The organism is Allomesorhizobium camelthorni (genome assembly GCF_011045125.1).
GTDB lineage: Bacteria > Pseudomonadota > Alphaproteobacteria > Rhizobiales > Rhizobiaceae > Allomesorhizobium > Allomesorhizobium camelthorni.
Genome location: NZ_JAAKZF010000063.1, coordinates 1 through 23,131, shown reverse-complemented (window position 1 = coordinate 23,131; position 23,131 = coordinate 1). Strand labels below are relative to the sequence as shown.

The following is a 23,131-nucleotide window of genomic DNA, read 5'->3' as shown; positions in this document are numbered from 1 at the left end:
AAGATGAAGACTATCTTTACTGCCCTACTGCCCTACTGCCCTACTGCCCTACTGCCCTCCACCTCCTGCGGCACCGAAAGACTCTGCAGCGATTGCGGAGATTTACCGCCGATCCAGCCCAGCACCGAGCGCGCCAGCTCGCGGCCGGCCAGCCGGAAATCCTCGTTGATGAGGTGCAGCTCGGGCCGGAACAGATGCAGGATCGGCGACGACTGCTTCGACACCACGTCGACGTCGCGCCCGAGCTTCAGCCCCGCATCCTCGATGCCCGCCACCAGCGCCAGCGTCGCCGCCCCCGCGCTGCTGATGAAGCCGTCCGGGCGGTTCTCGCGGCGCATCAGCTGCGCCGTGCGGGCGCGGATCTGCTCCATCGAATGGTCGATCGAGACGGTGTTGAACGGGATTTCGCTCGCGCCGGTCTCCGACAGCGCGTCGGCGAACCCGTCCACCGTATGCTGGTGGTAGGTCAGCCCCTGCGGCGGCGTCAGCAAAGCCAGCCTGCGCCGCCCGAGGCTCGCCAGCCGGCGCACGGCCTCGACCGCGAAGGCGTGATTGTCGAAATCATGGAACGGATGCGCTAGCCCGGTCTCGGTGCGGCCATGCGTGGCGAAAGGAAAATTGCGCTCGACCATATAGCGCACGCGCGGATCGTCCGGCTGCGTGCGCGAAATGATGATCCCGTCGGCCGACCCTGTCTCGACGACGTAGCGCACCGGGTCCATCGGATCCTGGACATGCGAATAGGGCGTCACGATCAAATGGTAGGGAGTCGCGGCCAGCACCTCCGAGACGCCGTAGATGATGTCCGACACGAAGCTCATGATCTGCTCGTCGGTGTTGAGCACCAGGCTGATGACATTGGTCTTGCCGGTTCTGAGCCTGACGCCGGCACGGTTCGGCCGGTAGCCGACCTGCCGGGCGACGAGCTGCACCCGCCGCCGCGTCTCCTCGCCGATCTCCGGCGCATCCTTCAGCGCGCGCGAAACCGTGGTGACGCCCAACCCGGTCATGAAGGCAATCGTCTTCAAGGTCGGGCGGCCGGCCTCGTCGGGCCGGAGTGTTTCATTGTCGTGCAGCACTTCCTTGTCCATGGCCCCCGCCTACCAGCCATCCGTCGAAACGACAAATGCGGCAACAAGCCTGCAGCATGGACCCGGCCGCGCGCTTTCGCAAGCATCTGAAACGTTACAGATTGTTGGATTCTTGAGAACCTCCAGCGAATGTGATTCTCCTGGTCAGGAAAGAAAGAGCTGTGGCGGAAACCCGAGCATGAGGCCAGCCTTGCGGCGCGGACCCAACGTTTCCTTGCCGCAGCGCAACAAAACCTGCTGCGCTGCAACAGCCCCGCGTGGGCGGCGGATTAATTCGCGGCGCGAAAAAAATGATGCCCGATAACGATAGGCCGTTGCGTCGAGGTTTGCATTCGCTTAGCGTACAACCTGTAACGTTTCAGATTCAGGGAGGAACAGCGATGCGTTATAGGCACATGACCGCAATTTTTGCGGCGACGGTTGCATTGAACTTCGCGGCGCCGGCATCCGCCGTCGACCTCGAAGTCACACACTGGTGGACATCCGGCGGCGAGGCCGCGGCCGTTGGCGAATTCGCCAAAGCTTTCGACGCCACCGGAAACAAATGGGTCGACGGCGCCATCGCGGGTTCCGGCGGTACCGCGCGGCCGATCATGATCAGCCGCATCACCGGCGGCGACCCGATGGGCGCCACCCAGTTCAATCACGGCCGGCAGGCGGAGGAACTGGTCGAGGCCGGCCTGATGCGCGACCTCACCGACCTCGCCACCAAGGAGAAGTGGGCCGAAATCGTCCATCCCAAGAGCCTTCTCGACAGTTGCACGCTGGACGGCAAGATCTACTGCGTGCCGGTGAACATCCATTCGTGGCAATGGCTTTGGCTCTCCAACGCAGCATTCGAGAAGGCTGGGGTCGCCGTCCCGAAAAATTGGGATGAGTTCGTTGCCGCCGGACCGGCGCTCGAAAAGGCCGGGATCGTTCCGCTCGCGCTTGGTGGTCAGCCCTGGCAATCCGCCGGCGCTTTCGACGTGCTGATGGTCGCGATCGCCGGCAAGGACGTCTTCATGAAGGTGTTCGGCGACAAGGACGCGGAAGTCGCGGCCGGCCCTGAGATCGCCAAGGTCTTCAAGGCGGCCGACGACGCCCGCAAGATGGCGAAGGGCTCCAATGTCCAGGACTGGAACCAGGCGACCAATCTCGTCATCACCGGCAAGGCCGGCGGCCAGATCATGGGCGATTGGGCGCAGGGCGAGTTCCAGGTGGCAGGACAGGTGGCCGGCAAGGACTACACCTGCCTGCCCGGTCTCGGCGTGAACGAGATCATCTCGACCGGCGGCGATGCATTCTACTTCCCGCTGCTCGAGGACGAGGAGAAATCGAAGGCGCAGGAAGCACTTGCCTCCTCCATGCTCGACCCGACGACCCAAGTCGCCTTCAACCTCAAGAAGGGGTCACTGCCGGTTCGCGGCGACGTCGACCTCGGGGCCGCCAACGACTGCATGAAAAAGGGCCTCGACATCCTGGCGAAGGGAAATGTCATTCCCGGCACCGACCAACTCATGTCCCAGGACACACAGAAGCAGAAGGAGGATCTGTTCTCCGAATTCTTCGCCAATCCGAGCATTACGCCGGAAGATGCGCAGAAGCGCTTCGCTGAAATTATCGCCAGCGCCGACTGATAATTGACATCAGCCAAAAGCCGGTCCCGCCATGCGGGGCCGGCGACCTACGCGTTAGGAAAAGCCGAATGACGACCAGACAAAACGGCCGCCCGAGCCAGCTTTTCAGGAATCTGAACGCCAAAATCGCTTCGATTCCGATGATCCTCACCGCGCTTGTCATCTTCCTCGGCGGCACCGCCTGGACCGTTTTCTATTCCTTCACCAATTCGAAGCTGCTGCCGCGCCTGAATTTCATCGGGCTTGATCAATATGAGCGCCTGTGGGCGGCGCCGCGCTGGATGGTGGCGATCGAAAACCTGGCGATCTACGGCGTTTTGTCGCTCATCTTCTCGCTGGTGGTTGGCTTTCTCCTGGCCGCGCTTCTCGACCAGAAGATCCGTTTCGAGGACACTTTTCGCACGATCTTCCTCTATCCCTTCGCGCTGTCCTTCATCGTTACCGGCCTGATCTGGCAGTGGCTGCTCAATCCCGACTTCGGCATCCAGGGCGTGGTGCGCGGCCTTGGTTGGGAAAGCTTCGAGTTCGATCCGCTCTACAATGCCGAGATCGTCATCTACGGCATCCTGATCGCAGCACTCTGGCAAGGCACGGGTCTCATCATGTGCCTTATGTTGGCCGGTCTGCGCGGTATCGACGAAGATATCTGGAAGGCCGCGCGGGTGGACGGCATACCGATGTGGAAGACCTACGTGTTCATCATCATCCCGATGATGCGGCCGGTCTTCATCACTACGCTGGTGATCATCGCCAGCGGCATCGTTCGTGTCTACGATCTTGTCGTCGCGCAGACCAGCGGCGGTCCCGGCATCGCTTCGGAAGTGCCGGCGAAGTATGTCTACGACTACATGTTCCATGCCCAGAACCTCGGCCAGGGCTTTGCCGCCTCGACCATGATGCTGCTCTCGGTGATCATCGTCATCGTGCCTTGGGCCTATCTCGAATTCGGAAGGCGGCGACATGTCTGATCCCGCAGCCCTCAACGTCGCCGCGTCAGGGTTCGAAGCCGTCGCTAAGGACGTCTCCGATCCGCGCGGCGCCAAACCACGCCGCGTCCTTTCCCGCCGCAACATCTTTCTCTATGGCACGCTGATCCTGATTGCGGTCTATTATCTGCTGCCGCTCTACGTGATGTTCGTGACGTCGCTCAAGGGCATGCCGGAAATCCGGCTTGGCAACATTTTTTCGCCGCCGGTCGAAATCACCTTCGAGCCGTGGGTCAAGGCATGGGCCACCGCCTGCACAGGTTTGAATTGCGACGGGCTTTCGCGCGGCTTCTGGAACTCGGTGCGCATCACCATACCCTCGGTCGTACTGTCGATCGCCGTTGCCTCAGTGAATGGCTACGCGCTCGCCAACTGGCGCTTCAAGGGCGCCGACATCTTCTTCACCATCCTGATCGTCGGCGCTTTCATCCCATATCAGGTGATGATCTACCCGATCGTCATCATCCTGCGCGAGATCGGCCTATACGGCAGCCTGTGGGGTCTGGTCATCGTCCATTCGATCTTCGGCATGCCGATCCTGACGCTGCTCTTCCGCAATTACTTCACCTCGGTGCCGGAGGAACTGTTCAAGGCGGCGCGCGTCGACGGCGCGGGATTCTGGGCGATTTACTTCAAAATCATGCTGCCTATGGCGCTGCCGATCTTCGTCGTCGCCATCATCCTGCAGGTTACCGGCATTTGGAACGATTTCCTGTTCGGCGTGATCTACACCAAGCCCGAGTCCTATCCGATGACCGTGCAGCTCAACAACATCGTCAACTCCGTTCAGGGGGTGAAGGAATACAATGTCAACATGGCGGCGACCATCCTGACGGGCCTCGTGCCGCTCATCGTCTATTTCGCGTCCGGCAGACTTTTCGTGCGCGGCATCGCCGCGGGCGCGGTGAAAGGCTAGCAGTATATGACCAGTGTTTCCGTCAAGGACCTGTCGCTCAATTTCGGCAACATCTCGGTGCTGAAGGACCTCAACCTCGAAATTGCCGACGGCGAGTTCCTGGTTCTGCTCGGCCCGTCCGGCTGCGGCAAGTCAACCCTGCTCAACTGCATCGCCGGCCTGCTCGATATCTCCGACGGACAGATATTCATCAAGGGCAAAAACGTCACCTGGGAAGAGCCCAAGGACCGCGGCATAGGCATGGTCTTTCAGTCCTATGCGCTCTATCCGCAGATGACGGTGAAGGGCAATCTGACGTTTGGCCTGAAGAACGCCGGTGTTGCGAACGACGAGATCGAACGGCGCGTCGTGCGCACGGCCGATATCCTCCAGATCCAGCCTCTGCTCGAGCGCAAGCCTTCGCAGCTCTCCGGCGGCCAGCGCCAGCGCGTCGCTATCGGCCGGGCGCTGGTGCGCGACGTCGACGTGTTCCTGTTCGACGAGCCGCTCTCCAATCTGGACGCCAAGCTGCGGTCGGAACTGCGCGTCGAGATCAAGCGCCTGCACCAGAAGCTCGCCAACACCATGATCTACGTCACCCACGACCAGATCGAAGCCCTGACGTTGGCCGATCGCATCGCGGTCATGAAGGGTGGGCTGATACAGCAGCTCGACACGCCGCATGCGATCTACAACCACCCGGTCAACCGCTTCGTCGCCGGCTTCATCGGCTCGCCGGGCATGAATTTTCTCGACGGCGAGTTGGAGGTCGGCGTGAGCGCCGTCGTCAAGATCGGCGAGATGCCAGTGCCGGTCGACCGCTACACCTTCAACGGAAGTGGCCGGCGCACCGGGCCGACGGTGCTCGGCATCCGGCCCGAGCACATCGCCTTTGGCGACAGCGCCGGCGCGATGCCGTTTTCCCATGAAGTCGATGTCGAGATCGTTGAGCCGATGGGATCCGACACACTGGTCTGGACAAGGCTCGACGGCCAGAACCTATCGTTCCGCGTCGACGCGGAACGGCCGCTGCAAACCGGCGACCGAGTCAGGATCGGCTTCGATCCCGCGCGCGCTTCGCTGTTCGACAGCGCCACGGGCAACCGCATCTGAAATCAAAACCTCCCCCAAAAGCACATGGAAACGGATATGGACTGGTCATTTCAACTCTACAGCGCGCGCAATTTTCTACCCTGGAGCGGAGTGCTCAAAAAGCTGGCCGAGCTCGGCTACAGGCAGGTCGAAGGTTTTGGCGGCATCTATGACGACCCGGCCGGCCTGCGTGCCGAACTCGACAGCAACGGCCTGACCATGCCGAGCGGGCACTTTTCGATCGACATGCTGGAGAACGATTTCGCCGGTGCGGTCGCTCTCGCCAGGACACTTGGAATGGGCATCATGGCCTGCCCCTATCTGGTCGCCGACCAGCGGCCCTCCGACGCGGCAGGCTGGCAGGCGTTCGGCAGGAGACTGGCCGCCGTCGGCAAAGAGGCAAACAAGGCCGGCTTCCAGTTCGCCTGGCACAATCATGATTTCGAATTCGTTCCGCTGGCCGACGGCAGCGTGCCGCAGCAGCACATACTCGATTCGGCGCCCGATATAGGCTGGGAGATCGACGTGGCCTGGGTCATTCGCGGCGGCGCCGATCCGATCGATTGGATCGACCGCTACGCCTCGCGCATCGTCGCCGTGCACGTCAAGGACATCGCCCGGCAGGGAGAGGCAACCAACGAGGACGGCTGGGCCGATGTCGGGCACGGCACGGTTGGCTGGCGTAGCCTGATGCAGGACTTGCGGAGCAAGACCAAGGCCACGGTCTATGCAATGGAACATGACAATCCGAGCGATTTCGAGCGCTTCGCCAAGCGCTCGATCGACGCTGCAAAAACATTCTAGCCGCCAGTCATACCCAGGAGCATTTTCAAAATGGCAAAAAAACTCGGAGTCGGCGTTATCGGCTGCGGCAATATTTCAAAGGCCTATTTTTCACTCTCGCCGATGTTTCGCGGTATCAAGATGCGTGCCTGCGCCGACCTCAACGAGGCTGCGGCGAAAGCTCGCGCCAAGGAGTTCGGCCTGCGTTTCGAGACCGTGGACGGGCTTCTGAAATCCGATGACATCGACATCATCGTCAACCTGACGATCCCGGCGGCGCATTACGATGTGTCGAAGCAGATCCTCGACGCCGGCAAGCATGTCTATTCGGAAAAGCCGTTCGTACTGGCGATCGACGAAGGGCTCGACCTGAAGAAGAGGGCGGAGAAGAAGGGCCTGCGCATCGGCTCGGCTCCGGACACGTTTCTTGGCGGCGCGCATCAGCTTGCGCGAAGCCTGGTCGATTCCGGCAAGCTCGGAAAAATTACCAGCGGCACCTGTCATGTCATGAGCCACGGCATGGAGCACTGGCATCCCAATCCGGACTTCTTCTTCGTCGCGGGCGGCGGACCGATCCTCGATCTCGGGCCATATTATATCTCCAACTTGATCCAGCTCATCGGCCCGGTGAAGCGCGTCGCGGCGCTGACCGCTATCCCCGCGGCCGAACGCACGATCACGTCGAAACCGCGCGCCGGCGAACGAATTCCGGTGACCACGCCGACGACGATCCATGCGCTGATGGAATTCGCAGGCGGCGCGGTGGTGACCTTCAATGCAAGCTGGGACGTCTGGCTGCACGGCCATTCGCCGATGGAGCTTTACGGCGAGAACGGCACCCTCCACGTGCCCGATCCGAACTTCTTCGGCGGCCAGGTGCGCTACAGCAAGGCAGGCAAGCCGATGAAAAAGCTGCCGAAATGGGACCACCCCTTCCAGAAGCCGAATGAGCTGCATGCAAGCGGTCTCCTGGCGAATTACCGCACCGCGGGACTCTCCGACATGGCGATCGCCATCACGGAAGGCCGGCCGCATCGCTGCTCGCTCGAAGCGGCGCTGCATGCCATCGACGTCATGACCGGCGTTCTGAAATCGGGCGAAACCGGACAGTTCGTCGACATGCAGACGACCTGCGAGCGCCCGGCCGCACTCGGCATAAAAGAAGCGAGGGCGCTTCTCGCCAAGATAAAATAGCGCTATCGGAGGGGGCGCGAGCGCGCTCCCTCCCCCGCTGTTTACCAAGGACAAGATCATGACATGGCATCCGGCCGAGAACCGCTATGAAACCATGCGCTTCAACCGCTGCGGAAAATCCGGGCTGAAACTGCCCGCAATCTCGCTTGGCCTGTGGCACAATTTCGGCGAGGACACGCCGCTTCGCACCAAACTCGCGATCTGCCGCAAGGCCTTCGATCTCGGCATCACCCATTTCGATCTCGCCAACAATTACGGCCCGCCGCCCGGGTCGGCCGAGATAGCTTTCGGCGAGATATTGCGCACCGATTTTGCCGGCTTCCGCGATGAGATGATCATCTCGACGAAGGCCGGCTACGACATGTGGCCCGGACCGTATGGAGAATGGGGCAGCCGCAAATATGTGCTGGCGAGCCTCGACCAGAGCCTGAGGCGCATGGGGCTCGACTATGTCGACATCTTCTACTCGCACCGCTTCGATCCGGAGACGCCGCTGGAAGAAACCATGATGGCGCTGGACCACGCGGTCCGGTCCGGCAAGGCGCTCTACGCCGGCATCTCATCCTACAATTCGCAGCGCACGCGCGAGGCAGCTGCGATATTGCGTGATCTCGGCACGCCGCTCCTGATCCATCAGCCCAGCTATTCGATGATCAATCGCTGGGTGGAGGATGACGGGCTGCTCGACACGTTGGACGGGATCGGCGCCGGCTCGATCGTGTTCTCGCCGCTGGCGCAGGGCATGCTGACGGTCAAATATCTCAACGGCATTCCGCAGGATAGCCGGGCCGCGCAGGGCAAGTCGCTCAAGCAGACCTTCCTCAACGACCGGACGCTCTCCAACATCCGCGCGTTGAACACGATCGCAGAGAATCGCGGGCAGACGCTCGCCCAGATGGCGCTGGCCTGGGTGCTGCGCAAGGGCAGGGTCACGTCGGCGCTGATCGGCGCCAGCCGCCCCGAGCAGGTCGACGACTGCGTCGGCGCGCTGAAGGCGCCTGACTTCAGTGACCAGGAGTTGGCCGAGATCGACCAGCACGCCCGCGACGCCAACATCAATCTATGGGCCAAATCGGCAGAGCGGGAAGGACCGGCGCGGAAATAGCGCATGCCTTGGCGAACCCCGGCCGTTCGCCGTCGGGATCAGGTGGGAAACCGCCGCCGGTAGTGTTCGACCGCTTCGGGATTGCAGAGATTGACCGGGAGCCCGCCATCGAGCACCCGGATCGCCTCCTCGGCCGCGCCGACACCCATGCGCATCATGCTTTCCTCGGTGATGCCGGCCAGATGCGGCGTGACGATCACATTGTCGAACGAAAAATAAGGATGGTCGGCCGGCAGCGGCTGCGTGGCGAAAACGTCCAGCGCCGCGCCGCCGATTTTCCTGCCGGCCAGCGCTTTGAGCAGAGCGGCATCGTCGATGACAGGGCCGCGCGACACATTGACCAGCAAGGCGTCCGGCTTCATTTGCCGGACGCGATCCTGGCTGATCAATCCGGTTGTCTCCAAAGTCAGCGGACAGCAGAGCACGATGATGTCGCTTTGCCGGACCAGATCGTCGACGGTGGCGAAAGCCACGTTATCGGGCAGATTCCTGCGATCGCGGGTGTTGGCGATCACCTCCAGGCCAAAGCCGAAACGTGCGATGCGGGCGACTTCCGTGCCGACATTGCCCATGCCGATAATACCCACGGTGCGGCCGGCCAGTTCGCCGGCCGAATTGGCGCGCTCACGCCCTGCGAGCCAGCCTTTTGCCCGCAGGTCGCGGTCCATCGCGCGAAATCGCCGGAGCAGGGCCAGCGTCACGAAGAAGACATGTTCGGCGACGGAGCGCGCATTGACGCCCGGCACATTGGCGACCAGCACGCCTGCTTTCGTCGCGGCCTCGATGGGGATCATGTCAAGCCCCGCGCCGTGCCGGATCGCCGCGCGGAGCCTCGGCGCGTCTTTGAACAGTTGGGGCGGCAACGGCGCGCGCACGATGACGATCTCGGCGTTCGCCGCTTCCCGCGTCAGCGTATCGGCGTCCAGCGCCGAAGCGATGACGAACTCGCCCGCGTTGGACAGCATATCCGTCGCCTGGCGGTGCAGTTCATGCGTGGAAAAGATGATCGCCACGGTTCAGGCCGATTCTTTCGTCGGATCGGGCTGCTCCGCTCCCATGCCGCTGATCAGGCCCTTCCAATAGCTCTCCGCGCCCTGCAGATGGGCGCTCATCAGCGCCTGGGCGAGATTGCCGTCGCGTTTGAGCAGCGCGTCAAAAATCTGCAGGTGCTCGGCATGCGATCTCTGGCCGCGGGCCGGATCCTTGAAATAGATCGGCAGCCTCTGCTCGCCCATGACGTAGTAGACGCTGCAGACTTTGTGAAAGACGCTGTTCTTGGTGGCCCGCACGATCTCCAGGTGAAAGTCACGGTCCTCCTTGGCCAGGCCCTCGCCGGCCGCGAGCCGCTCCTCGGAGGCACGCAGGATCTCGCGCAAGCGTTCGTAATTCTCCTCCGTGGCCCTGCTGCAGGCAAGTTCCGCCGCCTTGATTTCGTGGATCTTGCGCAGTTCGACCGTCTCGTAGATCTGGATCGGGTCGAGCGGCACGCCCGCCTTGGCAAACAGCGCCATGGCCTCGACGCTGGCCTGGCGCGTGGTCAGGTAGATGCCGGATTTGGCGCGCCTTTCAACGATGCGCATCGCTTCCAATATCGCCAGCGCCTCGCGGATCTGGCCGCGGCTCACCGAAAAATGGTCGGCGAGCTCCCGTTCCGACGGGGTGCGTCCGGTCTCGGAGTTCGAGCAGGAGAACAGGTAGGCGGCCAGTTCGGCGAGCAGGTTCTTGTCTTTCATTGTCGCGCGCTCTGTGCGTGGGCCTTCAGAAAACGTTCGGAGACCGTGAAGCCCAGGCCGGGAGAATCCGGGATGGCGATCATACCGTCCTGGATGTTGACAGTCTCCTCGACCAGATCGTGGATCATCGGATTGGCGCCAACCGAATACTCGATGGTGAAGCTGGCCGGCGATGCGGCGCAGACATGCAGGCCGGCGAAGAAGCAGGGCGCTCCGGCCCACAGATGCGGCGCCAGCCGCAGGTTGAACGCACTGGCGATAGTGCCGATCTTCATCGCCTCGCTTATGCCGCCGCAGAAGGCGGGGTCCGGCTGGAATATGTCGGCGGCTTTCAGGATGGCAAGGTCGCGGAAGGCGTAGCGCGTCGCCTCGCTTTCGCCGACTGCGACGGGAACGCTGGAAGCGGAGCGCAGCTCAGCCATACCAGCCTTGTCGTCGGCGATCACCGGCTCCTCGAACCAGGCAAGATCGCAATCCGACACCGATTGAGCGAAGCGTTTGGCTTCTGCCACCGTGTAGGTGCCGTGGGCGTCGACCATCAGCTCGACTTCCGGTCCGAGGGCTGCTCGAGCGGCGCGAACGCGGGCAGCCGAGATGTGCGGCGCGCCGTCCATCGCGCCGACGCGCATCTTAACCGCTTTGAAGCCGCCCTCGCGGATATAGGATTTGAGCTGATCGCCGATCTTTTCGACAGGCGCCCAGCCGCCGGAAGCATAGGTAGGCATGCGGTCGAGCTTGCGGCCGCCGAGCAGCCGCCAAACCGGCTGGGCGAGCGACTTGCCGAGAATGTCCCACAGCGCGATGTCGACCGCGCTGATAGCCGCGATCGACAGGCCGCGCCGCGCAAGCTGCGGCATTGCATGACCCGCGGCCGCCGCCGTCTCGTGGCGCACGCCATTGTAGAGCATTTCCCAGATGACGCCGATGTCGCCGGCGTGCCGGCCGATCATCTGCGGTCCGACCTCATGGTTGAGCATATGAACGAGCGCGCCGTAGGAGCCGGCGCTGCCCGCGGCATTTTTGCCTTCTCCCCAGCCGACCAGTCCGTCATCGGTTTCGATGCGCAGGATGGCGGCGTCGAACGTCCGCACCTGCCCGAAATCGCTGCGATGCTGGCGGCTTGCTTCGATGGGCACCCTGACCCACCAGGCTTGGACCTGTTTGATGCGCATCCGGATGCCGGGACCTTCGCCCCTTACCTGATCAACGGCAGGATCGTTTCTGCCGTGATGCGCATCTGATCGGCATAAAATTCCTCCGTCAGCAGGCTCGAGCCGTGGTCCTGGATGAATTTCAACTGTTCCGGCGGAATGTCGACCGGATTGCGCTCGACCATGTTCTTGTATTTGGCCGCCGGCGTGCGATCGACCGGGGCGACGAATTCGTTGGTAAGCGCGCCGTCATAACCGATCTCCTTCAGCGTGCCGATGATCTTCGCCCAGTCGAGCTGGCCGAGGCCGGCGGCGAAGCGGTTGTTGTCGGCGACATGGAAGTCGAACAGACGCTTTCCGGCCAGCCGGATCGCGTCATACATGTCCTCTTCCTCAATATTGAGGTGGAAAGCGTCGAGGCAGACGCCGCATTCCGGGCTGACGGCGTCGGCCAGCGCCAGAGCCTGCGCGGCGCGATTGAAGAAATAGGTCTCGAAGCGGTTGAGCGGTTCGATGGCGATCCTCACGCCCTTCTTCTGCGCATGGGCGAAACATTCCTTCGTGGCGTCGACGACCCACTTCCACTCTTCCTCTTCGGTGCCGTCGGGCACGACCTTGCCAACGGTAGCTGGGACCAGCGTGATGATCTCACCGTCGAGGTCGGAGACCATGGTAATGACGCTCTTCACGTAGTCGACCGAGCGGGCGCGCTGACCCTCGTCCCTTGCCGCCAGATTGCGTTCGCCGAGCGTCAGCGTGACCGCGCCCCAGCAGCGGATGCCGTGCTCCTTCAGGAGCGAACGCGTTTCCTTGATGTCGTACTGGGTCGGCTCTCCTGAGATCTCGATGCTTTCATAGCCGTATTTCTTGATCCGCCGGAGCGTTGTCGCCAGAGGTTCCGCGCGCATCCAGTTATGCGTTGAAAGATGCATGGTTCTCTCTCCCAGAATTCGCCCGCATTGCTTGCACCGTAAGGTGAAAGCATGATTTCCTCCCCGAACGGCACGCCAGCCGATCAGACGAACTGGTTCTACCAATTGGGTGTGGGGCGATATCTAGCGCATTTCCAATGTCGCCGCAAGGCGAGCCCAAGCGGGCCGCTTGCCAAGTGTCAAGTAGCTGATAACAAACGAAAAGAATCGAGATGCGCTTGTCTATGCGGCCTCGTTTCGGAAGAATAGCTGGCTTGACCGGCTCGCAGGATTTGGTATTACCAGAAAGGTAATCGAGAACGGCATTTGATCTCATTGTTGCGAATGGCCCGGCCCGTTGCGGCCGTCAAGGAAATTCGCAGGCTTGATTTGGAAGGGAGCGAGGCATGGCGGCGGCGACGATGAAGGGTCCGGGGATATTTCTGGCGCAATTCGCGGGCGACGCGGCTCCTTTCAATTCGCTGAAGAGCATAACCGAATGGGCCGCAGGGCTGGGCTACAAGGGCGTCCAGATCCCGACCTGGGACGGACGCCTGTTCGACCTGAAAAAGGCGGCAAGCTCGAAGGATTACTGCGACGAGGTCAAGGGCGTCTGCGCCGATGCCGGCGTCGAGATCACCGAATTGTCGACGCATCTCCAGGGCCAGCTTGTCGCCGTGCACCCGGCCTATGACAGCCAGTTCGACGGCTTTGCCCCTGCCGAGGTGCATGGCAATCCGAAGGCGCGCCAGCAATGGGCGGTCGAGCAGATGCTGTTCGGAGCCAAGGCGTCGAAGAATCTCGGCCTCAAGGCGTCAGTGTCGTTTACCGGCGCGCTGGCGTTTCCCTATCTCTATCCCTGGCCGCAGCGTCCGGCCGGCCTGATCGAGGAAGCTTTCGCCGAGCTCGGCAAGAGATGGAAGCCGATCCTCGACGCCTATGACGATGCCGGCGTCGACATCGGTTACGAGATTCATCCTGGGGAGGACGTGTTCGACGGCGCGACTTTCGAGATGTTCCTCGACGCGGTCGGCGGCCACAAGCGCTGCAACATCAACTACGATCCCTCGCATTTCCTGCTGCAGCAGCTCGACTACCTCGCTTTCATCGACATCTATCACGAGCGCATAAAAGCCTTCCACGTCAAGGACGCCGAGTTCAATCCCGACGGGCGGCAGGGTGTCTATTCGGGCTATCAGGGCTGGGTCAACCGCGCCGGCCGTTTCCGCTCGCTCGGCGATGGACAGGTGGACTTCGGCGGCATTTTCTCAAAACTTGCGCAGTATAATTACGACAGCTGGGCAGTGCTCGAATGGGAATGCTGCCTCAAGCATCCCGAGGATGGCGCGGCCGAAGGGGCGCCTTTCATCCAGCATCACATCATCCGGGTGACGGAAAGAGCGTTCGACGATTTCGCCGGCGCGAAGCCCGACCGGGCGGCGCTGAGAAAAGTGATGGGTATCGAAGGTTAGCGAGGGGGCGCTGGGCGGTGGATGAGGAGGTTAGCCGGGGGGCGCCTCCTCATCCGGCCCACCGGGTTGGGGATCCTCCGAGGGAAATCGATTGCGGCAGGCTGCGGGTTTCGGCCGAGATGGGTCGGGGATAAGAAGCAGCGAACAGCTTTATTGAGAGGGAACATCATGGTCGGCGCATCGAAGACTGAAACCGCATCCGGACCAATCCGCTACGGCATGGTCGGCGGCGGGCAAGGCGCCTTCATCGGCGCGGTGCACCGCATCGCCGCCAGGATGGATGGCGAGTTCCAGCTTGTGGCCGGCGCGCTGTCGTCCGACCCGGAACGCGCCAGAGCCTCCGGCGCCGAAATCGGCCTCGATTCGGAGCGCAACTACGCTTCCTTTCAGGAGATGGCGAAGGCCGAGGCGAAACGGCCGGATGGCATCGAGGCGGTCGCCATAGTCACGCCGAACCACGTCCACTATCCGGCGGCTAAGGCGTTCCTGGAAGCCGGCATCCATGTGATTTGCGACAAGCCGCTGACCTCGACGCTGGCCGATGCCAAGAAGCTCGCGGCGCTGGTGGAAAAGACCGGCAGGGTATTCGTGCTGACCCACAACTACACCGCCTATCCGATGGTGCGGCAGGCGCGCGAGATGGTCCAGAAAGGGATGCTCGGCGAAATCCGCGTCGTCCAGGCGGAGTATCCGCAAGACTGGCTGACCGAGGATCTGGCGGCCACCGGCCAGAAGCAGGCGGCATGGCGGTCGGATCCCAAGCAGTCGGGCGCCGGCGGCGCCACCGGCGATATCGGCACGCACGCCTACAATCTCGCGCGCTTCGTCAGCGGACTGGAACTCGGCAGCCTGTCGGCCGATCTCGACGCCTTCGTGCCTGGCCGCAAGCTTGACGACAACGCCCATGTCATGCTGCGCTTCGTGTCCGGGGCCAAGGGCATGATCTGGGCGAGCCAGGTCGCGCCGGGGCACGAGAACGGGCTGAAGCTCCGCGTCTATGGCGCCAAGGGCGGCGTCGAATGGGTGCAGGCCGACCCGAACTATCTCTGGTACACGCCGTTCGGTCAGCCCAAGCAGCTGATCACCCGCGCCGGTGCCGGGGCAAGCCCGGCTGCCGCCCGAGTCAGCCGCGTCCCGTCTGGCCATCCGGAAGGCTATCTAGAAGGCTTCGCCAATATCTATGCGGAAGCGGCCAGGGCCATTCGCGCGGCGCGCAAGAAGAACGGCCAGCCGCCTCGCGACGTGATTTTCCCGACCGTTCAGGACGGCGTCGAAGGCGTCGCCTTCGTCGAGGCCTGCGTCAGATCATCGAAGAAAAACGCAGCCTGGACAAAACTTTAACAGATCCACAGGGGGTAGGGCGGGCGGAACGGGGGTAGGAGCGATCCTGCCCCCGGTTTACTTTGTGGCGCCAAACTCCGGCGGCCAAATTATCTGCTTGCGCTACTCATAAGTAAATGCTTATCTGTCCGCATGAGCGAGACAGACATCTTCCGGGCCTTGGCCGATCCGACCCGCCGCGCGGTGCTTGAGCGCCTTGCTGCCGGCGAACTCAACGCCACGGAAATCCGCGACGGGCTCGACATGTCCCAGCCGGCGGTCTCCCAACACCTTGCGGTGCTGCGCCAGGCAGGGCTGATCAGCGAAGAGCGCAGCGGCCGCAATGTCAGATATCGGATTCGCGCTGCCGGCCTTTCGCCGCTGCATGACTGGCTGGGGCGGCACCGCGCCTTCTGGCCGGAGCGCATCGACAGGCTGAAGACGCTGCTCAAGGAGATGGACCAATGACGCCCTCGCCCAAGCCCGACGAAAGCGTAACATTCGAGTGTGAACTCGACGCGTCTCCCGAAAAGGTCTGGCGGGCGCTGACGGTGCCCGAACTTCTTGCCGAATGGCTGCCCACCGATGGCCCGACACAGGAGGATGCGCCGGACAAAGGCTGCTTATCCGTGGTCGAGACGATCGAATCCAGGCCGCACGAAATGCTCCGCTACAGCCTGCGCGAGGAAAACGCCGAAGCCGGGCTGGAGGACAGCACCGTCACCTTCGAACTGCGCCCAACGGCAAATGGCGGCACATGGCTTCGGCTGGTGCATGTCGCGGCAGAGGCCCGTCCGCGCATTCGCGCCCCTGCCGCCAATGGCAATGTGCTGATGCGCGCCGCAGCCTAACCCACAATCAAATCGCTATCTCGAAAGGAACTCGCGCATGCGCGACATGATGAATCTCGTCCCTATGGTCGTCGAGCAATCGAGCCGCGGCGAACGGTCCTTCGATATCTTCTCGCGGCTCCTGCGCGAGCGCATCGTCTTCGTGACCGGTACTGTCGAGGACGGCATGGCCTCGCTGATCTGCGCCCAGCTTCTGTTCCTGGAATCGGAGAACCCCAAGAAGCAGATCTCCATGTACATCAATTCGCCGGGTGGCGTCGTCACCAGCGGAATGGCGATCTACGACACGATGCAGTTCATCTCGAGCCCGGTGGCGACGCTGTGCATGGGCACTGCTCGGTCCATGGGTGCGTTCCTGCTGATGGCCGGAGAGCCCGGCCTGCGCTCGGCGCTGCCCAATTCGAGCATATTGGTTCACCAGCCTTCAGGCGGATTCCAGGGGCAAGCCTCGGACATCGAGCGTCATGCCGAAGACGTACTGAAGACCAAGCGCCGATTGAACGAGCTTTATGCCAAACACTGCGGCAGGAGCTATGACGAGGTCGAACGCAAGCTCGACCGTGACCACTTCATGACCGCCGAGGAGGCGAAGGAGTGGGGCATCGTCGACCAGATCCACACCAGCCGCGACGTACCTGTTCTGCCGGCCTTCTGAGCCCTTACGCCGCCTCGCGCACCTGATAGTCCTTGACGGCGGTGAAGCGGATCGCCTTCCAGCGCTCCGCTTCATAGTTCAGCGAAAACGCATGCTGGGCCAGAAACACCGGGTCGTCGTCCAGATCGCGGGCGATGTCGCCGCGATGCGCCTCAATGAAGCGGGTGAGTTCGGTCGCGCTGTCGGCATCGATCCAGCGGCAGATCGAAAACCGCGACATCTCGAAATCGACCGGCAGCGTATATTCGACATTGAGGCGTTCCTTCAGCACGTCGAGCTGCAGCGCGCCGACCACGCCGACGATCGCCGGTGAGCCGTCCTCCGGCGAGAACAGCTGGACGACGCCCTCCTCGGCCATCTGGTGCAGCGCTTCCTTCAGCTTCTTGGCTTTCATGGCGTCGCCGAGGCGGACGCGGCGCAGGATCTCCGGCGCGAAGTTCGGCACGCCGCGGAAAAGAATGTCCTCGCCTTCGGTCAGCGTATCGCCGATGCGCAGCGTTCCGTGGTTCGGGATGCCGACCACGTCGCCGGCATAGGCCTCGTCGGCGGTTACGCGGGTGCGGGCGAAGAAGAATTGCGGCGCCGAAAGGCTCATCGGCTTGCCGGTGCGCACCAGCTTCGCCTTCATGCCGCGCTCGAGCTTGCCCGAGCAGACGCGCACGAAGGCGATGCGGTCGCGGTGGTTGGGATCCATATTGGCCTGGATCTTGAACACGAAGGCCGACATGTCCTTTTCGGTCGCCTCGACCTTGCGGGTGTCGGCCTCTTGCGCGCGTGGCGCGGGGCCGTAGTCTGCCAGCGCCTCGATCAGGTCGCGCACGCCGAAATTGCGCAGAGCCGAGCCGAAATAGACCGGCGTCAAATGGCCGTCGCGGAAAGCGTCATTGTCGAACGGTCGGCATGCCCCGCGGGCAAGCTCCAACTCCTCGATGAAGGCCTCACGTTCATTGTCCGGCAGCAGGCCGGCGACCCGGTTGGAATCCGGACCGTTGACCGGCGTGCGTTCCTTCTCGGCGTCGCCGCGGCGGACCGCATTCTGCGCCAGATGATAGGTGCCCGAGAACGTCTTGCCGCGGCCGATCGGCCAAGTGATGGGGGCGGTGTCGAGCGCCAGCTTCTGTTCGATCTCGTCAAGGATTTCGAACGGGTCGCGGCTTTCACGGTCCATCTTGTTGACGAAGGTGACGATGGGGATATCGCGCAGCCGGCAGACCTCGAACAGCTTCAGCGTGCGTGGTTCGATGCCCTTAGCGGCGTCGATCACCATGACGGCGCTGTCGACTGCGGAAAGCGTGCGATAGGTGTCGTCGGCGAAATCCTCGTGGCCGGGCGTGTCGAGGAGGTTGAAGACCGTGTCGTCGTACTCGAAGGTCATCACCGAAGTGACCACCGAGATGCCGCGTTCGCGTTCGATCTTCATCCAGTCGGAGCGCGTTTGGATACGGTCCTTCTTGGCCTTCACCTCGCCGGCGAGTTGGATGGCGCCGCCGAACAGAAGCAGCTTTTCGGTCAGCGTCGTCTTGCCGGCGTCCGGGTGTGCGATGATCGCGAAGGTGCGGCGGCGCGCGACCGCCTCTTGTATCGTCTCGGGCATGTGATCTGGAAATCCGTTTGAAGCCGGGCTTTTACCAGCGGCGGGCCGAGGTGTCGAATGCGAAATGAAGCTGGCTTTGGCTGCATTGCGCCGAAATGCGTCGTGAGGCTCTCGTGCCGGTGGAAATTCGCCGATCGGATCGTCGGGCCGGTTGACGTGGCGGCGTCGCGGCACGATAGAACCGCTTTATGAAAAGCCCGGACCGAAAACGACCAAAGCTAGCTATCGTCCGCCTGCCGCACGGCGAGAATCTGCCGCTGCCGGCCTATGAGACCGCCGGAGCGGCCGGAATGGATTTGCGAGCGGCGGTGCCGGAAGACCGGCCACTGCTTATCCTGCCCGGCAGGCGCGCGCTGGCGCCGACCGGGCTTGTCTTTGAAATTCCCGACGGTTTCGAGGGGCAGGTACGTCCGCGCTCCGGCCTTGCTTTCAAGCACGGCATCACCTGCCTCAATACGCCCGGCACAATCGACAGCGACTATCGCGGCGAGATCATGGTGCTGCTGATCAACCACGGCGACGAGGCGTTCGCGGTAACACGAGGCATGCGCATTGCCCAGATCGTCTTCGCCCCGGTGACCCGTCTCGGTACGGAGGAGCGCGACCTTGCCGGCGCAACTACGCGCGGCGCCGGCGGCTTCGGCTCCACCGGGACGTCCTGACGCCTGGTCACCAGTTCGGCGGCAGATGTCAGGAGTGATCTGGCTCCCGCCGATTCCGGCTTTGCGCAGTGGCGGCGTCGGCACTACCGTCCGGCCTGACTCGGCCAATCGGAGGTTTGAACCATGGACAAGGGCGCTATATTCAGACAGCTGCACGACAGTGCGTTCGTCATTCCCAACCCCTGGGATATCGGTACGGCGAAGTTCCTGACATCGCTGGGGTTCAAGGCGTTGGCGACAACGAGCGCGGGCTACGCCTTCTCGCGCGGCCTGCCGGACGGCGGCGTCGGTTTCGAGGCGATGATCGACCATTGCCGGGAACTGGTGGCGGCGACCGATCTGCCGGTATCGGCCGATCTTGAAAACGGCAAGGGCGACAGCCCGGAAAGCGCTGCCGAAACGATCTTCGCGGCAGAAGCGGCGGGTTTGGCTGGATGTTCGATCGAGGATTACTCCGGCGATCCCGGCAGGCTCTACGAGTTTTCGCAGGCGGTCGAGCGCGTCACGGCAGCGGTCGAAGCTGCCCGATCGCTCAAGCGCGATTTCGTGTTCACCGCGCGCGCCGAGAATTTCCTCCGGAACCGCCCGGACATAGACGACACGATCAGGCGGCTGCAGGCCTTCGAGGAAGCCGGCGCGGATGTGCTCTATGCACCCGGCATCGGCGACATCGAAACCATTCGGACCGTCTGCTCGGCCGTAAGCAAGCCGGTCAATGTGCTGGCCACGCCGAATTTCACCGTGAAGATGCTGGCTGAAGCCGGCGCCCGCCGCATATCGCTTGGCTCGAAGCTGACGACGACGGCTTTCGGCGTGCTGCAGGCAGCCGCACGGGAGATGCTGGACAATGGAAGTTTCGAATTTTCAAGGCAGGGCGTTGCGTTCGGTGACCTCCAGGCGCTGTTTGCGAAACCCGACAAATACTGACGGAACTCGTGAACGAAATCGCTTCGTCCGCGTTTTGTATAACGCCAGGGCGAGGGCGGCGACATCAGGTTCGGCCGCCGAGTTGCGGATCATTCTCGCGGCTGGACGAGGCGGCGCAGGCGCCTGAAAGGGCTGCCGCGCCGCTTTCGCTTGACAATCGCAGGCATCCTTCCATGCATGCGGCATGGAAAAGCTGACCGTCATGGACATGCACACCGGGGGCGAACCGCTGAGGATCGTCACCGGCGGCTATCCGCCGATTCCGAGAGGCACGATCCTTGATAAGCGCGCGTACGTTCGCGACAAACTCGATCATCTGCGGAAAATCCTCATCTTCGAGCCGCGCGGCCATTACGACATGTACGGCGCGCTGCTGGTCGAGCCGGATCTGCCTGGCGCCGACCTCGCCGTGCTGTTCATGCACAATGAGGGCTACTCCACCATGTGCGGCCACGCCATCGTCGCGCTCGGCCGCTACGCTGTCGACCAAGGCCTTGTCGCTGTCCGCGAGCCCGTTACCACGGTCAATATCGAATGCCCCTGCGGCATGGTCGTCGCGTCTGTCGAGGTGAAGGACGGCAGCGCTGGCGCCGTGTCGTTCGAAAGCGTGCCGGCATTTCTGTTCGCACGCGATCGGTCCGTGAAGTTGCAAAGCTTTGGCGAAATCCTGTTCGACATTGCCTATGGCGGCGCGTTCTATGCGCTCGCCGATTGTCAGCAGTTCAGCCTCGAATTCGGCCGGAATCGCGCTCGCGATTTCGTCGATGCGGCGACTGCGCTGACGGAGAAGCTGAAGGCCGAATTCCCGCTGTCGCATCCCGACCACGACGACCTGGCCTTCCTCTACGGGACGATCCTGACCGACGGCGGCGACGGCTCCGGCGGCCGCGCGACCAAAAATGTCTGCGTCTTTGCCGAGGCCGAGGTCGACCGTTCGCCGACCGGCTCGGGCGTGACTGCCCGCCTGGCTGCCATGCATGCCGAGGGCGAAATCGCCATCAGCGAGACGCGGATTTTCGAAAGCATCGTCGGCTCGCAATTTACCGGGGCGGTCGTTGGCACGACCAAAGCAGGCCCGCACGACGCGATAGTCGCTCGGGTCGGCGGCAGGGCGTTCTACTCCGGAAAGGCGGAATTTAGCGTCGAGGACGACGATGTTTTGGGCCGCGGCTTCCTGGTCCGCTGAGTTTCAGGCGGCGCGCCGGACAGTCGTGGAGGAGGCGAGCTTAGGGAACTCTGGATCGCTGGCCGACACCATCTTGTGAAGGTGCACCATCATCGCCGCCGCGAAGAGCGGCGTCAGAAGGTTGAGCACCGGCACGGCGAGGAAAGCGGCGATGACCAGCCCGGCCAGGAACACCGTTCCAGCGTGGCGGCGACGCAGCGCCTTGGCTTCGGCTTCCGGGCGAAAGCGCATGGCGGCGAATTCGAAGAATTCGCGCCCGAGCAGATAGCCGTTGACGACGAAGAACGCACCGATATTGACGCCGGGAACAAGCAGCAGGAGCAGCGCGACAAAATTGCCGAGAACGACGATGCCAAAAAATTTCAGCGACATGATGATCGCAGGAATGACCGGCATGGCGCTGCCGGGCGGGTCGGCCGGATAGTCGCTTTCCTCGACGACGGCCGCGGCATCGTCGAGGAACAGGCCGGCGATGATGGCCGTGACCGGCGCGACCAGCAGTGCGAGCCCCAGCGCCAGCCCTATGCCGGCCAGAATGGCTGCGATCAGTCCGAGCCAGCCGGCCCAATCAGGAAAGCCGGGCAGCAGCATGTCGATCCACGGCAGGGCCAGCCAGTCGAAGAGTTCCTTCAGCCCGAACCACAGGGCTACAAGGACGAGAAGCGTCAGGCCGAGGGTCTTGAAGAAAACCGATCGGAATTCGGCGCTGAACAGCCGGCTGAAAGCGGCGCGGGCGGCGTCAATGATCATACTTCGGGCCTCTCCATTCGAGCTGAAATAGGCGCAGGGCCGGCCGCCCGCAAGAATTCACGGAGCCTGCCGTCGAAAGTGGTTCCACTTTAAAGGGTCATGCGCTAGACCCGCCCGCGGCCAGCGTGCCAGATGCCGGGAGCGCCGGCCAATCGCGGAGACCTTGATGAGCCAGTATGACGTTCTTTGCATCGGCAACGCCATTGTCGACATCATCGCCCAGTGCGACGAAGCCTTCCTGACCGAGAACGGCATCATAAAGGGCGCCATGAACCTGATCGACATGGACCGCGCCGGCCTGCTCTACGGCCGCATGGGGCCTGCTATCGAGGCGTCGGGCGGCAGCGCCGGCAACACCGCCGCCGGCGTGGCGAGCTTCGGCGGGCGCGCCGCCTTCTTCGGCAAGGTCTCCAAGGATGCGCTCGGCGACATCTACTATCACGATATCCGCGCCCAGGGCGTTGCCTTCGACACCAAGCCGCTCGACGGCGAGCCGCCGACGGCTCGCTCAATGATTTTCGTCACGCCCGACGGCGAGCGTTCGATGAACACCTATCTCGGCGCCTGCGTCGAACTGGGACCGGAGGATGTCGAGGCCGACAAGGCGGCGGGCGCCAAAGTCACTTACTTCGAGGGCTATCTCTGGGATCCGCCCCGCGCCAAGGAAGCGATTCGGCTGACCGCCAGCCACGCGCACGCGGCCGGCCGCGAGGTGTCGATGACTTTGTCGGATCCGTTTTGCGTCGATCGCTACCGCGGTGAGTTTCTGGACCTGATGCGCTCGGGCACGGTCGACATCGTCTTCGCCAACAGCCACGAAATCAAGTCGCTCTACCAGACCGCGTCCTTCGAGGCCGCACTTGCCGCGATCCGAAAGGACTGCAAGATCGCCGCAGTGACCCGCTCGGAAGAGGGTTCGATCATCGTGCGCGGCGACGAGACCGTCCTGATCGACGCGATCGGCATCGAGCAGCTTGTCGACACCACCGGTGCCGGCGATCTTTACGCGGCAGGCTTCCTGCATGGCTACACCAATGGACGCAGCCTGAAGGAATGCGGCGACCTAGGCTCGCTGGCGGCAGGCCTGGTCATCCAGCAGGTCGGCCCGCGGCCGCGGCAGAACCTGCGCGAGGAGGCGCAAAAGGTCGGACTTG

General features: G+C 62.8%; 23 protein-coding genes. 16 read left to right on the top strand and 7 right to left on the bottom strand.

Going from position 1 to position 23,131, the window contains the following annotated elements:
- Positions 1-32 precede the first annotated feature (32 nt).
- Positions 33-1,091, bottom strand: a complete 1,059-nt coding sequence (locus tag G6N73_RS27105; protein WP_165033080.1) for a LacI family transcriptional regulator — start codon at positions 1,089-1,091, stop codon at positions 33-35.
- Positions 1,092-1,471: 380 nt separating this feature from the next.
- Here G6N73_RS27105 and G6N73_RS27100 point away from each other — a divergent pair, with 380 nt between their 5' ends.
- The 7 genes from G6N73_RS27100 to mgrA all read left to right on the top strand — a co-directional run bounded on the left by G6N73_RS27100 (position 1,472) and on the right by mgrA (position 8,765).
- Positions 1,472-2,710, top strand: a complete 1,239-nt coding sequence (locus G6N73_RS27100) for an ABC transporter substrate-binding protein (RefSeq protein WP_165033079.1) — start codon at positions 1,472-1,474, stop codon at positions 2,708-2,710.
- 68 nt (positions 2,711-2,778) lie between these two features.
- Entirely contained in the window at positions 2,779-3,678 is a 900-nt protein-coding gene (locus G6N73_RS27095) for a carbohydrate ABC transporter permease (RefSeq protein WP_165033078.1), read from the top strand.
- Positions 3,671-4,612: a carbohydrate ABC transporter permease gene (locus tag G6N73_RS27090; protein ID WP_165033077.1), complete on the top strand. Its 942-nt coding sequence runs from the start codon at positions 3,671-3,673 to the stop codon at positions 4,610-4,612. Before G6N73_RS27095 ends, G6N73_RS27090 begins: the two co-directional genes overlap by 8 nt.
- Before the next feature lie 6 nt (positions 4,613-4,618).
- Positions 4,619-5,704 carry an ABC transporter ATP-binding protein gene (locus G6N73_RS27085; protein ID WP_165033076.1) on the top strand — a complete coding sequence of 362 codons (1,086 nt, stop codon included), beginning with the start codon at positions 4,619-4,621 and terminating at the stop codon, positions 5,702-5,704.
- Between the two features lie 36 nt (positions 5,705-5,740).
- Positions 5,741-6,487 (top strand): sugar phosphate isomerase/epimerase family protein, encoded by a 747-nt coding sequence (locus G6N73_RS27080; protein WP_165033075.1) that lies wholly within the window; start codon positions 5,741-5,743, stop codon positions 6,485-6,487.
- Positions 6,488-6,517: 30 nt separating this feature from the next.
- Entirely contained in the window at positions 6,518-7,660 is a 1,143-nt protein-coding gene (locus G6N73_RS27075) for a Gfo/Idh/MocA family protein (RefSeq protein WP_165033074.1), read from the top strand.
- Between the two features lie 58 nt (positions 7,661-7,718).
- Positions 7,719-8,765, top strand: coding sequence for an L-glyceraldehyde 3-phosphate reductase (gene mgrA, locus G6N73_RS27070; RefSeq protein ID WP_165033073.1), 1,047 nt, complete (start codon positions 7,719-7,721; stop codon positions 8,763-8,765).
- 38 nt (positions 8,766-8,803) lie between these two features.
- Here the strand turns inward: mgrA and G6N73_RS27065 are convergent, their stop codons facing one another.
- The 4 genes from G6N73_RS27065 to G6N73_RS27050 are packed head-to-tail and all read right to left on the bottom strand — an operon-like array spanning position 8,804 to position 12,581.
- Positions 8,804-9,778: an NAD(P)-dependent oxidoreductase gene (locus G6N73_RS27065; RefSeq protein WP_165033072.1), complete on the bottom strand. Its 975-nt coding sequence runs from the start codon at positions 9,776-9,778 to the stop codon at positions 8,804-8,806.
- A gap of 3 nt (positions 9,779-9,781) precedes the next feature.
- Positions 9,782-10,498 carry a FadR/GntR family transcriptional regulator gene (locus G6N73_RS27060; RefSeq protein ID WP_165033071.1) on the bottom strand — a complete coding sequence of 239 codons (717 nt, stop codon included), beginning with the start codon at positions 10,496-10,498 and terminating at the stop codon, positions 9,782-9,784.
- Entirely contained in the window at positions 10,495-11,670 is a 1,176-nt protein-coding gene (locus G6N73_RS27055; RefSeq protein WP_165033070.1) for a mandelate racemase/muconate lactonizing enzyme family protein, read from the bottom strand. Before G6N73_RS27055 ends, G6N73_RS27060 begins: the two co-directional genes overlap by 4 nt.
- 23 nt (positions 11,671-11,693) lie before the next feature.
- Positions 11,694-12,581, bottom strand: a complete 888-nt coding sequence (locus tag G6N73_RS27050) for a sugar phosphate isomerase/epimerase family protein (protein WP_165033069.1) — start codon at positions 12,579-12,581, stop codon at positions 11,694-11,696.
- 386 nt (positions 12,582-12,967) lie between these two features.
- Between G6N73_RS27050 and G6N73_RS27045 the strand changes: the two genes are divergently transcribed.
- The 5 genes from G6N73_RS27045 (at position 12,968) to G6N73_RS27025 (ending at position 16,858) form a co-directional block, all read left to right on the top strand.
- Positions 12,968-14,032 (top strand): sugar phosphate isomerase/epimerase family protein, encoded by a 1,065-nt coding sequence (locus G6N73_RS27045; protein WP_165033068.1) that lies wholly within the window; start codon positions 12,968-12,970, stop codon positions 14,030-14,032.
- A 168-nt stretch (positions 14,033-14,200) separates the two neighbouring features.
- Positions 14,201-15,373 carry a Gfo/Idh/MocA family protein gene (locus G6N73_RS27040; RefSeq protein WP_165033067.1) on the top strand — a complete coding sequence of 391 codons (1,173 nt, stop codon included), beginning with the start codon at positions 14,201-14,203 and terminating at the stop codon, positions 15,371-15,373.
- Positions 15,374-15,505: 132 nt separating this feature from the next.
- Positions 15,506-15,820 (top strand): ArsR/SmtB family transcription factor, encoded by a 315-nt coding sequence (locus G6N73_RS27035; RefSeq protein WP_165033066.1) that lies wholly within the window; start codon positions 15,506-15,508, stop codon positions 15,818-15,820.
- Positions 15,817-16,203: an SRPBCC family protein gene (locus tag G6N73_RS27030; protein ID WP_165033065.1), complete on the top strand. Its 387-nt coding sequence runs from the start codon at positions 15,817-15,819 to the stop codon at positions 16,201-16,203. Before G6N73_RS27035 ends, G6N73_RS27030 begins: the two co-directional genes overlap by 4 nt.
- 37 nt (positions 16,204-16,240) lie before the next feature.
- Positions 16,241-16,858 carry an ATP-dependent Clp protease proteolytic subunit gene (locus G6N73_RS27025; RefSeq protein WP_165033064.1) on the top strand — a complete coding sequence of 206 codons (618 nt, stop codon included), beginning with the start codon at positions 16,241-16,243 and terminating at the stop codon, positions 16,856-16,858.
- 4 nt (positions 16,859-16,862) lie between these two features.
- On the opposite strand, the gene G6N73_RS27020 is transcribed toward G6N73_RS27025, so the two are convergent.
- Positions 16,863-18,452: a peptide chain release factor 3 gene (locus tag G6N73_RS27020; RefSeq protein WP_165033063.1), complete on the bottom strand. Its 1,590-nt coding sequence runs from the start codon at positions 18,450-18,452 to the stop codon at positions 16,863-16,865.
- Positions 18,453-18,640: 188 nt separating this feature from the next.
- On the opposite strand from G6N73_RS27020, the gene dut reads away from it, so the two are divergent.
- From dut to G6N73_RS27005, 3 genes are all read left to right on the top strand, one after another.
- The gene (gene dut, locus G6N73_RS27015) at positions 18,641-19,114 is read left to right on the top strand and encodes a dUTP diphosphatase (protein WP_165033062.1); all 474 of its coding nucleotides are present in this window, start codon (positions 18,641-18,643) and stop codon (positions 19,112-19,114) included.
- A gap of 123 nt (positions 19,115-19,237) precedes the next feature.
- The gene (locus tag G6N73_RS27010) at positions 19,238-20,041 is read left to right on the top strand and encodes an isocitrate lyase/PEP mutase family protein (protein WP_165033061.1); all 804 of its coding nucleotides are present in this window, start codon (positions 19,238-19,240) and stop codon (positions 20,039-20,041) included.
- A gap of 184 nt (positions 20,042-20,225) precedes the next feature.
- Complete coding sequence (locus tag G6N73_RS27005; protein WP_165033060.1) at positions 20,226-21,227, top strand: proline racemase family protein; 1,002 nt, start codon at positions 20,226-20,228, stop codon at positions 21,225-21,227.
- Positions 21,228-21,230: 3 nt separating this feature from the next.
- On the opposite strand, the gene G6N73_RS27000 is transcribed toward G6N73_RS27005, so the two are convergent.
- Positions 21,231-21,977, bottom strand: coding sequence for a sulfate transporter family protein (locus G6N73_RS27000; protein WP_165033059.1), 747 nt, complete (start codon positions 21,975-21,977; stop codon positions 21,231-21,233).
- 166 nt (positions 21,978-22,143) lie between these two features.
- Between G6N73_RS27000 and G6N73_RS26995 the strand changes: the two genes are divergently transcribed.
- The coding region (locus G6N73_RS26995; protein WP_165033058.1) for an adenosine kinase at positions 22,144-23,131 on the top strand (988 nt) is incomplete at its 3' end.